The sequence below is a fragment of the uncultured Azonexus sp. genome (genome assembly GCF_937982035.1).
Taxonomy (GTDB): domain Bacteria; phylum Pseudomonadota; class Gammaproteobacteria; order Burkholderiales; family Rhodocyclaceae; genus Azonexus.
Genome location: NZ_CALJNI010000001.1, coordinates 242,933 through 254,322, shown reverse-complemented (window position 1 = coordinate 254,322; position 11,390 = coordinate 242,933). Strand labels below are relative to the sequence as shown.

Sequence of the window (11,390 nt, the reverse complement as noted above, 5' to 3'; positions counted from 1 at the left end):
CTCAAGGCTCCTCGCCTTCGTCGTTGGCCTGCAACCACCACAGCAAATCTTCTCCTTGCAGCGGGGTCGGGATCATCTGGTTGCGTTTCCAGCGAAATACCGGGCCGTAGGGCACGTAGCGTGCCATCACCTGGCCTTGCCGGGTGACGCCGAAAAACGGCCAGCCCGAGCGGATGGCCTGGCGGATCTGTTCATGGGTCATCTTGTTGTCCTCCCGCAGTCTCGACTGCAGTATCCCGCACGCCCGGGCAGCGGGCAAGCCTTCAGCGGCCGAGCAAGGCACCGATCAGGTTCGAGATCAGCCGGGCGGTACTTCCATGACGGTCACGGTCCGGGTTGTACTCGACGATTTCCATCGCCCGCAAACCGGGCTGGTTGGCAATCCAGTGCAAGGCAGTCTGGACATCGCTGGCCATCAGCCCATCGGGTTCGGGGCTACCGACACCGGGCGCCAGTCGCGGATCGATAGCATCGAGGTCAAGGGTCACGCCAAAGCCCGCCGGCGCACCCCTGACGAGCGCCACGGCCTCGTCGAGACAGGCGGCGAAGCCGCGCGATTCGATTTCTTCGGCCATGATCACGCGCACCCCGGCGCGCGCCAGGAAATCGAATTCTTCGGGTTCGTAACTGCGGGCGCCGAGCACGACGGTATGCGCCGGACTGAGCTGCGTGCCCTTGAGGCCAAGGCCAAGCAGACGCTTGTCTCCCTGACCGAGCAGGCAGGCCAGCGGCATGCCGTGAATTGCGCCCGAATAACTGCTTTCCGGGGTATGACTGTCGAGGTGGGCATCGATCCAGAGCAGGCCGAGCGGTGCGCCGAGTGCCGCAGCGACGCCGCTCCAGGTGCCGATGGCGACCGAATGATCGCCGCCGATGACCAGCGGGAAATTCCCCGCCTTCAGGGTCTGGGCAACCTCGTCGGCGAGCTGCCGGCAAAGTGCCGCGATCCGCTGCACCGGCGCCTGCCCGCCGGTCGGCGGCGGTGCGTACAGCGTCCGTCCCCAGTCGAGTTGCGGATGCCTGGCCAGTTCATGCCAGGCCTGGGAGTGGTGAAATGCAACGGGCCCGTCTGCACAGGCCCGATCCTGGGCACCCAGCCCGCTGGCGGCACCGATGATGCGGATGCCGCCCGGACCTTGGTGCCGATCAGCGTTCATGGGATGAAAGCCGACCCGATGACTGGTAAATGGCTTACCAGAGTTTTTCCAGCGCCTTCAGCGCATCGGTACGCGACAACTGACCGACCAGCCGGCCATCGGCAACCACCGGATAGCAGTGATAGTGATGGGCGACGAACAGTTCGACCGCATCGGCCATCGACGACATGTCGGACAGCGTCTTGACCTGAATGGTCATGTGCTGACCGACCGGACCGCCCGGCTGTTCGTAGTAGGAAGCGTTAAGCGCGACCTTGAGGCCATCTTTTTCGGAGAAGAAACCGACCAGCTTGCCTTCACCATCGACCACCGGCGCACCGGTCAGACGATGTTCGAGCAACTGGTGTACGGCGGTGAGCACATCCATCTCCGGCTTGAAGGCCAGCGGATCTGCGGTCATGTAATCCTTGACGAGCAACGATTTGAGCATGCCTATTCCTTTGTTTGGGCACTTTCCTGCGCGTTTTCCTGCGCCTCGGCCTGCGCTTTCATGCGGGCCAGACGCTTTTCACACGGGTTCTTGCAGCCGGCGGCGCACTCGACGTCGATCGCCTTGTAACCGCCGCAGCTGCCGGCAATCGGCTTGCGTCCGAAGAGCACGCCGACTGCCATCAACAGGACCAGCAGGACGATGACCCCGAAAGTGATCAGGAACATTTCCATGCCGATCCTCCTTCCCTTGTTCCGTCCTTAACCACCGAAATCGTCGAGCATGATGTTTTCGCGCTCGACGCCGAGATCCAGCAGCATCTTGATCACGGCAGCATTCATCATCGGTGGTCCGCACATGTAGAACTCGCAATCCTCGGGCGCCGGATGGTCCTTGAGGTAGTTCTCGTAGAGCACGTTGTGGATGAAGCCGGTGTAGCCGGTCCAGTTGTCTTCCGGCAAGGGATCGGACAGAGCCAGATGCCACTTGAAGTTCGGATTTTCCTCGGCCAGCTTGTCGAATTCCTCGACGTAGAAGGCTTCGCGCATCGAACGCGCACCGTACCAGAAGCTGATTTTGCGCGTGGACTTCAGACGCTTCAGCTGGTCGAAGATGTGCGAGCGCATCGGCGCCATGCCTGCACCGCCGCCGATGAAGACCATCTCGTTGTCGGTTTCGCGGGCGAAGAACTCGCCAAACGGACCATAGACGGTGACCTTGTCGCCCGGCTTCAGGTTGAAGACGAACGAGGACATCTTGCCCGGCGGGATATCGTCACGGTTGGGCGGTGGCGAAGCAACGCGGATGTTGAACTTGACGACGCCCTTCTCTTCCGGATAGTTGGCCATCGAGTAGGCGCGGATCACCGGTTCGTCGACCTTGGACACGAAGCGCCACATGTTGAACTTGTCCCAGTCGCCGCGATACTCGGGCTGGATGTCGAAGTCCTTGTAGTTGGCAACGTGCGGCGGGCATTCGAGCTGGACGTAGCCGCCGGCCCGGAAGTCGACGTTCTCACCTTCCGGCAAGCGCAGCGTCAGCTCCTTGATGAAGGTGGCGACGTTCGGGTTGGACTCGACCGTGCATTCCCACTTCTTGACACCGAACACTTCCTCCGGCACCTCGATCTTCATGTTCTGCTTGACCGGGGTCTGGCAGGACAGGCGCCAGCCAGCCTTGGCATCGCGCTTGGTGAAGTGTGATTCCTCGGTTGGCAACATCTCGCCGCCGCCTTCGTGGACCTGGCACTTGCACTGCGCACAGGTACCGCCGCCGCCACAGGCGGAAGACAGGAAGATGTTGTTGTTGGCCAGCGTCTGCAGCAGTTTGCCGCCCGCCGGTACGGTGATGGTGCGCTCGTGATTGATTTCGATGGTCACGTCGCCACTCGACACCAGCTTGGCGCGGGCGGCGATGATGAACATCGCCAGTGCCAGCACGATGACGGTGAACATGCCGATGGCGAGCAGGATTTCCTGAATATTCATCCCTGCCCCTCCTTACAGTTGAACGCCGGAGAAGGACATGAAGCCCAGCGACATCAACCCGATGGTGATGAAGGTGATGCCCAGGCCTTGCAGGCCGTCGGGCACGTCGCTGTACTTCAGTTTCTCGCGGATACCGGCCAGCAGCGCAATCGCCAGCGCCCAGGAGAACCCGGAGCCGAGGCCATAGACGACGCTTTCGCCGAAGTTGTAGTCACGCTCGACCATGAACAGGGTACCGCCCATGATTGCGCAATTCACCGTGATCAGCGGCAGGAAGACGCCGAGCGCGTTGTAGAGGCTGGGCACGTACTTGTCGAGCAGCATTTCCAGGATCTGCACGATCGCGGCGATCACCCCGATATACGACAGCAGGCCGAGGAACGACAGATCGACATCGGGCAGACCGGCCCAGGCCAGCGCACCGTCACGCAGCAAATAGGCGTAGATCAGGTAGTTGGCCGGAATCGTGATGGTCTGCACGACAACCACGGCGACACCGAGACCGATGGCGGTTTCGACCTTCTTCGAGATGGCGATGAAGGTACACATGCCGAGGAAGAAGGCCAGTGCCATGTTCTCGATGAACACGGCCCGGACGAACAGGCTGAGGTAATGTTCCATATCAGTAGGCCTCCTTCTCGACGACCTGATGCGCCATGCGGAACGCCGGCTTCTCGATCTGCTCGCGGCGCCACATGCGCAAACCCCAGATCAGCAGGCCGATCAGGAAGAATGCGGAGGGCGGCAGCAGCAGCATGCCGTTCGGCACATACCAGCCACCATCCTTGACCAGCGGCAGGACTTCGATGCCCATCAGCTTGCCGGCGCCGAACAGCTCGCGGACGATGCCGAGGGAAATCAGGACGGCACTGTAGCCGAGGCCGTTACCGATGCCGTCGAGGAAGGAAATCCACGGCGGATTCTGCATGGCGAAGGCTTCTGCGCGGCCCATGACGATACAGTTGGTGATGATCAGGCCGACGAACACCGACAGTTGCTTGGCCAGGCTGTAGGCGAAGGCCTTGAGCACCTGATCGACGACGATGACCAGCGAGGCGATGATGACCATCTGCACGATCATCCGGATCGAACCCGGAATCTGCGCCCGGATCGATGCGATGAACAGGTTGGAGAACCCGGTCACCAGCGTCAGCGCGATCGACATCACCAATGCCGTCTTGAGGTTGGAGGTCACCGCCAGCGCCGAACAGATACCGAGGATCTGCAGACCGATCGGGTTGTTGGCGAAGACGGGGTTAAGCAGTACTTCCTTGGCTGTATGCTTGGACATGATCAAGCTCCCTGCTGGCGCAGCTTGGCGAGGTAGGGACCAAAGCCCTGCTCGCCGAGCCAGAATTGCATCAGACGGTCGACACCGTTGCTGGTCAGCGTGGCACCGGCCAGACCATCAATCTGGTGACCGGCATCCGGACTGGCCGGATCGACACCGCCCTTGACGATCTTGATGACCGGCTTGCCGCTGTCGTCGAACAGCGTCTTGCCCGGCCACTGGGCCTTCCACTTGGGATTGTCGACTTCACCGCCGAGACCCGGGGTTTCGGCATGCTGATAGAAGCCGAGACCGACGACGGTATTGAGGTCCGGCTTGACGGCGAGGAAGCCGTGCAGCGTGGACCACAGGCCGTAACCACGGATCGGCAGGATCAGCGATTCGAGCTGACCGTTCTGCTCGACCATGTACACCGTCGTGAATTGCTCGCGGCGCTTGATCAGGGCCAGATCCTCGCTGCCCTTGAGGGCGGCGGAGGTTTTCGGGTCCTTGGCGGCCTTGAGCGGGTCGAAGGTGACCGGATCGAGGCTGTCGTTGTATTCGCCGGTATTGAGGTCGACGACACGGGCCTTGATACGGCTGTTGAACAGGTCCTTGACCTCGCGCGACGACAGCTTGTCGCCGCCGATGCCGGCGATGGCGAGGATGCTGCGCTGCTTGTCGAGCAGGCGGTTCTCGATCTGCACCGGCTTCAGCGCAACGGCCGAGCCGGCGACGAAGACGGAAGCGACCAGACTGACCGCCAGGGCAACGAACAGCGTGCGGCTGGTGGATTCTTTATTGGACATGGCGTGCAGCCCTCCGCTTGATGTTGGCCGCGACCACGAAGTGGTCGATCAAGGGGGCACAGAGGTTGGCGAGCAGGATCGCCAGCATCATGCCCTCGGGGAATGCCGGATTGACGACACGGATCAGCACGACCATGACGCCGATCAGCGCGCCAAAGATCCACTTGCCGGTATTGGTCATCGACGCCGACACCGGGTCGGTGGCCATGAAGATCATGCCGAAGGCGAAGCCGCCGACGACCATGTGCCAGTACCAGGGCATCGCGAACATCGGGTTGGTCGACGAGCCGATCATGTTGAGCAGCAGGCTCATAGCGATCATGCCCAGCATCACGCCGGTGACGATGCGCCAGGCAGCGATCCGGGCAATCAGCAGGACCGCGCCACCGATGAAGATGGCCAGCGTACTGGTTTCACCGATCGAGCCCTGGATGTTGCCGAGGAAGGCATCCCACCAGGTAATGCCGCCGGCCGTCACCAGTTCGATGCCGCCGGCTGCCGCGGTACCCAGGATGGTCGCGCTGGTATAACCATCGACGGCCGTCCACACCGCGTCGCCCGAAATCTGCGCCGGATAGGCAAAGAACAGGAAGGCACGGCCGGTCAGCGCCGGGTTCAGGAAGTTCTTGCCGGTACCGCCAAAGACTTCCTTGCCGATGACGACGCCGAAGCTGATGCCCAGCGCCACCTGCCACAGCGGAATCGACGGCGGCAGCGTCAGCGCGAACAGCACCGAAGTGACGAAGAAACCTTCGTTGACCTCGTGCTTGCGGATCGACGCGAACAAGACTTCCCAGAAACCACCGACAACGAAGGTCACGGCGTAGATCGGCAGGAAATACGCTGCCCCATGAACCAGGTTGTCCCAATGGCAGGTCGGATCGAAGCCGGCAAACAGCGCAATCAGGCTCAGACGCCAGTTGTCCTGCGCAGCCAGCAGATCCGGGCTGGCGGCAAAGACGGAGTTGGCCTGGAAGCCGACGTTCCACATGCCGGCAAACATCACCGGGAAGGTGCACAACCAGACGGTGATCATCATGCGCTTGAGGTCGAGGCCGTCGCGCACGTGAGCCGTCGTCTTGGTCACGCTGTTGGGTTTGAACAGGCCGGTATCAACGGCCTCGTACAGGGCGTACCACTTCTCGTACTTGCCGCCCTTGTGGAAATGATGCTCGATGCTGTCGAGCCAGGAGCGCAGGCCCATGCTCAACCCTCCTTCTCGATGCGCGTGAGATTGTCACGCAGGATGGGACCGTACTCGTACTTGCCGGCACAGACGTAGCTGCACAGCGCCAGGTCTTCCTCGTCGAGCTCCAGGCAACCCAGCTTCTGGGCCATCTCGGTATCACCGACGATCAGGTAGCGCAGCAACTGCGTCGGCAGGATGTCGAGCGGCATCACTTCTTCGTAATTGCCGACCGGCACCATCGCCCGCGGGCTGCCGTTGGTACTGGTGGTGAAATCGAACAGCTTGCCGGACATCAGCTTGGAGACGTAGAGGTTGAGCACCGAATGCTTCTCCACGCCGGGGCGCAGGTAATGCAGGAACTCGCGCTCGGTCCCCTCTTCCAGGCAGGACACCTGCTGGTGGTAACGTCCCAGCCAGGCGCAGGCGCCGCGCGAAGTGCGACCGCCGAACACCGAACCGGAGATGACGCGCACCTTCTTGCCGGTCTTCAGTTCGCCAGCGGTCAGCTCATCCAGGCTGGCGCCGAGACGGCTGCGCAGCAGGCGCGGCTTGTCGACCATCGGACCGCCCAGGGCGATGACGCGTTCGACCGACAGACGGCCGCTGACAAACAGCTTGCCGACGGCGATGACGTCCTGGTAACCGATCGTCCACACTGTCTTGTGCGCATCGACCGGGTCGAGGAAATGGATATGCGTCCCGGCCAGACCGGCCGGATGCGGACCGGCGAACTGTTCGACCTGGACATTGGCGATGCCGGCGGCGGAAATCTTCGCATCGGCGGCAGTGCAAACGAAGACTTTGGCCAGACGGGCCAGCACGCGCAGGCCGCGGGCAAAATCCTCGGCCGATTCGGCGATGACCACTGCCGGATCGGCGGCCAGCGGATGCGTGTCGATGGCCGTCACGAAAATCGAGGCCGGCGTCGAATCCACGGCCGGCACCTTGCTGAACGGGCGGGTCCGCAGGGCGGTCCACAAGCCCGACTGCTGGAGGTTTTCGCGAACCTGTCCGGCACTCAGGGTTTCGAGCTGGGCATCGGAGTAGCTGGCGAACTCGACGGCTTCGTCGCCATCCAGATCGATCACCACCGATTGCAGCACCCGCTGCTCGCCCCGATGAATGGCACTGACCACGCCAGCACCCGGTGCAGTGAAATGAACGCCAGGCGTTTTCTTGTCGGAAAACAGTACCTGGCCCAACTTGACCCGATCACCAACCTGAACGGACATCGTCGGCTTCATACCATGGTAATCGAAGCCGATGACCGCCACGCTGCGTACCGGCCTTGCGGCCTCGATACGCTGTTCAGGCGCCCCGGTGATGGGCAAGTCCAGACCGCGTTTAATTCTGATCATTCGCTTAGCCCGAAGTGAGGTTAACACAACGCAAGGCCGTATTCCGCGCTACCCAGCCTCCGCAGACTGCACACCGCACCGCCCTTGCCGCCAAATCTTTGCAGAAATGTACAAACCTTCGGATTTTAGCCGACTCGGTGACTAACCGGAACAAAAGCGGGGAAAATAATGGATCGTTAATATTTCCGCGGACAACAAAAAAGCGCCCCGAAAGGCGCTTGTTTGCTGTTGCTTGGCGGAGACGGAGGGATTCGAACCCTCGATCCAGGTTTTGCCCGGATGCACCCTTAGCAGGGGTGTGCCTTCGACCACTCGGCCACGTCTCCTAACCGTCTTGCAACGAGGCGCGGATGATATAGGCTCCGCGCCCTTTGGTCAAACCTTTACTGATCCAGACCGAAAGTGCGGTGCAGAACGCGCACGGCCAGTTCCAGATACTTCTCGTCGATGACGACGGAAATCTTGATTTCGGAAGTCGAAATCATCTGGATGTTGATGCCTTCGTCGGCCAGGGCCTTGAACATCTTCGAGGCAACGCCCGGGTGCGAACGCATGCCGACGCCGACGGCGGAGACCTTGCAGATTTTGTTGTCGCCGGTGACTTCACGGGCGCCCAGCTTCTGCTTGACGGTTTCCAGGATGCCCTGGGCCTTGGCATAGTCGCCGCGGTTGACCGTGAACGAGAAGTCGGTGGTGCCGTCATGACCAACGTTCTGGATGATCATGTCGACGTCGATGTTGGCGTCGGCGATCGAGCCGAGGATCTGGTAGGCAATGCCCGGAGTATCGGGAACGCCGAGCATGGTCAGCTTGGCTTCGTCGCGATTGAAGGCGATACCGGAAATGATCGGTTGTTCCATGTTCTTGTCTTCCTCAACAGTAATCAGCGTGCCCTCGCCTTCATCCTGGAAGCTGGACAGCACGCGCAGTTTGACCTTGTACTTGCCGGCGAATTCGACCGAGCGGATCTGCAGCACCTTGGAGCCGAGGCTGGCCATTTCCAGCATTTCCTCGAAGGTGATGGTGTCGAGCTTCTTTGCTTCCGGCACGACACGCGGATCGGTCGTATAGACGCCGTCGACGTCGGTGTAGATCTGGCACTCGTCGGCCTTAAGCGCCGCCGCCAGGGCCACGCCCGAGGTATCCGAACCACCACGGCCAAGCGTGGTGACGTTGCCGTCGGCATCGACGCCCTGGAAACCGGCGACGATGACCACCTTGCCGTCGTCGAGATCGCGACGGATGTTGGCTTCGTCGATCGACAGGATGCGTGCCTTGGTGAAGATGCTGTCGGTCAGGACCTTGACCTGCCCCCCCGTGTAGCTCTTGGCATCGACACCGATGGCCTTCAGGCCCATGGCCAGCAGACCGGTGGTGACCTGTTCGCCGGTACTGACGACCGCATCGAGCTCGCGCGGATCCGGCGTGGCCTGCATTTCCTTGGCCAACGCGATCAGCTTGTTGGTTTCACCGCTCATCGCCGAGACGACGACCACGACCTGGTGGCCTTCCGCACGGAAACGGGCAACGCGCCGGGCGACATTCTTGATGCGCTCCGGGTTGGCGACGGAAGTGCCGCCGTACTTCTGAACAATCAACGCCATGGATTCATCCGTAAAAACGTTGGAAACATGAAAAAAGAGGGCCGGATTTTACCCCAGCCCGCCTTTTTACAAAAGGAAGACACCGTCAGAGATCGGCCAGGACGCGCAGATGCGCGCCGACGCTCCGAGCCAGCGAGGTCATCACATACCCGCCTTCGAGCATGGAGACGATGCGCTTGTCGCACATTTCGGCCGCCAGCTTCTTCAGGTGATCGGTGCACCAGGCGAAATCCTTCTCAAGCAGTTTGAGGCCGCCCATGTCGTCCTCGTAATGGCCGTCGAACCCCGCCGAAATGAAGATCATCTGCGGCTGGAACTCCTTGAGCCGCGGCGTCCATACCTGCAGTACCGCATCCCGGAATTCCTCGCCGCCGCAACCGGCGGCCAGCGGCACATTGCACATGTTGGCGGCCGGCTTGTCGGTCCCCGAATAGGGATAGAAGGGATGCTGGAAGATGCTGCACATCAGCACCTGCTCGTTGCCGGCAAAACAGTCCTCGGTGCCGTTGCCGTGGTGCACGTCGAAGTCGATGATGGCGACGCGCTCCAGGCCGTGCGCTTTGATCGCATGCATGGCGGCAACGCCGATGTTGTTGAAGAAGCAGAAGCCCATCGGCGTGGCTTTTTCGGCATGGTGGCCTGGCGGACGGACGGCGCAGAAGGCGTTCTCGCATTCACCGCTCATCACCAGGTCCACTCCCATGCAACCTGCGCCCGCTGCACGCAAGGCCGCTTGCCAGGTATGCGGATTCATCGCGGTATCGGGGTCGAGGTGCACGATCCCCATTTCCGGTGAGGCGCGCTTGATGCGTTCCAGATGCGCCGCCGGATGAACGCGCAGCAATTGCTCGAAAGTCGCCAGCGGCGCGTCGTAATAAACGAAATAGGCATCGATGCCCTGGGCGATCAGGTGATCGTTGATGGCAGTGAGGCGTTGCGGGCATTCCGGGTGATGCGTCCCCATGTCGTGCAACTGGCAGTCGCGATGGGTGATGAAGGCAGTGGTCGTCACTTGTTCTCTCTCTGCGATGCGGCACCGTGAATGGCGCTCGTCGAAGGATCATTATCGTCTCATTTGCGCGGGCGCTTCAAGCATTAGAATGGAGACTCCCGCAGCCCCCAACGGAAACCCTGCATGCGCAGCAACAATACACCCATACTCGGCGGCCGGCCCCACGCCTTCACGCCGATACTCGACGCCGCCAACCAGGTCATCCTCGGCAAACCGACCGAAGTCCGTCTGGCCGCCGCCTGTCTGCTGGCCGGCGGCCACCTGCTGATCGAAGACCTGCCCGGCCTCGGCAAAACCACCCTGGCCCACACCCTGGCCCGGCTGCTCGGCCTGCAATTCGCCCGCGTCCAGTTCACCGCCGACCTGCTGCCCGCCGACATCACCGGCGTTTCGATCTTCGATCGCGAACACGGCGGTTTCCGCTTCATCCCCGGCCCGGTGTTCTCCCAACTGCTGCTCGCCGACGAGATCAACCGCGCCACGCCGAAGACCCAGAGCGCCCTGCTCGAAGCCATGGAGGAAGGGCAAGTCAGCATCGAAGGCGAATCGCGGACGCTGCCCAGCCCATTTTTCGTCATCGCCACGCAAAATCCGGCCGACCAGATCGGCACCTTCCCGCTCCCCGAATCCCAGCTCGACCGCTTCCTGATGCGCATCGAACTGGGCTACCCGGACCGCGATGCCGAACGCGCGCTGCTCGCCGCCGGCAGTCGTCGCCAGGCCAGCGACCAGCTCAGCAGCCTGCTGGCGCCAGAACAGTTGCCGCAACTGCAGGCCGAGGTGGCCGCCGTGCATGTCTCGCCGGCACTGATCGATTACGTCCAGGCGCTGATCGAAGCCACCCGCAACCACGCCGGTTTCCGTCATGGCCTGTCGCCCCGCGCCGGCCTGGCACTGCTCTCGGCCGCCCGCGCCTGGGCCTGGCTGACAGGGCGCGACATGGTCCTGCCCGATGACGTCCAGGCAGTCTTTGGCCCGGTCGCCCGCCACCGCCTGCATGGCGCACAGGGCGGCAAACTCGCCGGGCGTGCTGAAATCGACGCACTGCTGGCCGGCGTTGCCATCCCCTGACGA

General features: G+C 62.0%; 13 protein-coding genes and 1 tRNA gene. 1 reads left to right on the top strand and 13 read right to left on the bottom strand.

All coding sequences use genetic code 11. The features are described 5' to 3' along the window. Position 1 precedes the first annotated feature (1 nt). From Q0799_RS01215 to Q0799_RS01155, 13 genes are all read right to left on the bottom strand, one after another. Positions 2-202 (bottom strand): hypothetical protein, encoded by a 201-nt coding sequence (locus Q0799_RS01215; protein WP_028995765.1) that lies wholly within the window; start codon positions 200-202, stop codon positions 2-4. A gap of 61 nt (positions 203-263) precedes the next feature. Then, positions 264-1,157, bottom strand: coding sequence for an arginase (locus Q0799_RS01210; protein WP_298393323.1), 894 nt, complete (start codon positions 1,155-1,157; stop codon positions 264-266). A gap of 34 nt (positions 1,158-1,191) precedes the next feature. Continuing rightward, a complete protein-coding gene (locus Q0799_RS01205) occupies positions 1,192-1,587 on the bottom strand; it encodes a CBS domain-containing protein (RefSeq protein ID WP_298393321.1) in 396 nt (131 codons plus the stop codon). Between the two features lie 2 nt (positions 1,588-1,589). Next, positions 1,590-1,820, bottom strand: coding sequence for a (Na+)-NQR maturation NqrM (gene nqrM, locus Q0799_RS01200; RefSeq protein ID WP_298393319.1), 231 nt, complete (start codon positions 1,818-1,820; stop codon positions 1,590-1,592). Positions 1,821-1,847: 27 nt separating this feature from the next. Further along, a complete protein-coding gene (gene nqrF / locus Q0799_RS01195) occupies positions 1,848-3,074 on the bottom strand; it encodes an NADH:ubiquinone reductase (Na(+)-transporting) subunit F (RefSeq protein WP_298393317.1) in 1,227 nt (408 codons plus the stop codon). A 12-nt stretch (positions 3,075-3,086) separates the two neighbouring features. Continuing rightward, positions 3,087-3,695, bottom strand: a complete 609-nt coding sequence (nqrE, locus tag Q0799_RS01190; RefSeq protein ID WP_298393315.1) for an NADH:ubiquinone reductase (Na(+)-transporting) subunit E — start codon at positions 3,693-3,695, stop codon at positions 3,087-3,089. 1 nt (position 3,696) lies between these two features. Next, entirely contained in the window at positions 3,697-4,365 is a 669-nt protein-coding gene (locus Q0799_RS01185; RefSeq protein WP_298393313.1) for an NADH:ubiquinone reductase (Na(+)-transporting) subunit D, read from the bottom strand. A gap of 2 nt (positions 4,366-4,367) precedes the next feature. Next, a complete protein-coding gene (locus tag Q0799_RS01180; protein WP_298393311.1) occupies positions 4,368-5,153 on the bottom strand; it encodes a Na(+)-translocating NADH-quinone reductase subunit C in 786 nt (261 codons plus the stop codon). Continuing rightward, the gene (locus Q0799_RS01175) at positions 5,143-6,357 is read right to left on the bottom strand and encodes an NADH:ubiquinone reductase (Na(+)-transporting) subunit B (protein WP_028995773.1); all 1,215 of its coding nucleotides are present in this window, start codon (positions 6,355-6,357) and stop codon (positions 5,143-5,145) included. The genes Q0799_RS01180 and Q0799_RS01175 overlap by 11 nt, the downstream gene beginning before the upstream one ends. 2 nt (positions 6,358-6,359) lie before the next feature. Next, on the bottom strand, positions 6,360-7,700 hold the full coding sequence (locus tag Q0799_RS01170) for a Na(+)-translocating NADH-quinone reductase subunit A (protein ID WP_028995774.1): 1,341 nt from the start codon (positions 7,698-7,700) through the stop codon (positions 6,360-6,362). Positions 7,701-7,933: 233 nt separating this feature from the next. Beyond that, positions 7,934-8,026: transfer RNA gene (locus tag Q0799_RS01165), tRNA-Ser, on the bottom strand. A 57-nt stretch (positions 8,027-8,083) separates the two neighbouring features. After that, positions 8,084-9,304 carry an aspartate kinase gene (locus Q0799_RS01160; RefSeq protein ID WP_298393305.1) on the bottom strand — a complete coding sequence of 407 codons (1,221 nt, stop codon included), beginning with the start codon at positions 9,302-9,304 and terminating at the stop codon, positions 8,084-8,086. An 85-nt stretch (positions 9,305-9,389) separates the two neighbouring features. Next, complete coding sequence (locus Q0799_RS01155) at positions 9,390-10,316, bottom strand: histone deacetylase family protein (RefSeq protein WP_298393303.1); 927 nt, start codon at positions 10,314-10,316, stop codon at positions 9,390-9,392. A 123-nt stretch (positions 10,317-10,439) separates the two neighbouring features. Between Q0799_RS01155 and Q0799_RS01150 the strand changes: the two genes are divergently transcribed. Continuing rightward, positions 10,440-11,387: a MoxR family ATPase gene (locus Q0799_RS01150; RefSeq protein ID WP_298393301.1), complete on the top strand. Its 948-nt coding sequence runs from the start codon at positions 10,440-10,442 to the stop codon at positions 11,385-11,387. The last annotated feature ends 3 nt before the right edge of the window (positions 11,388-11,390 follow it).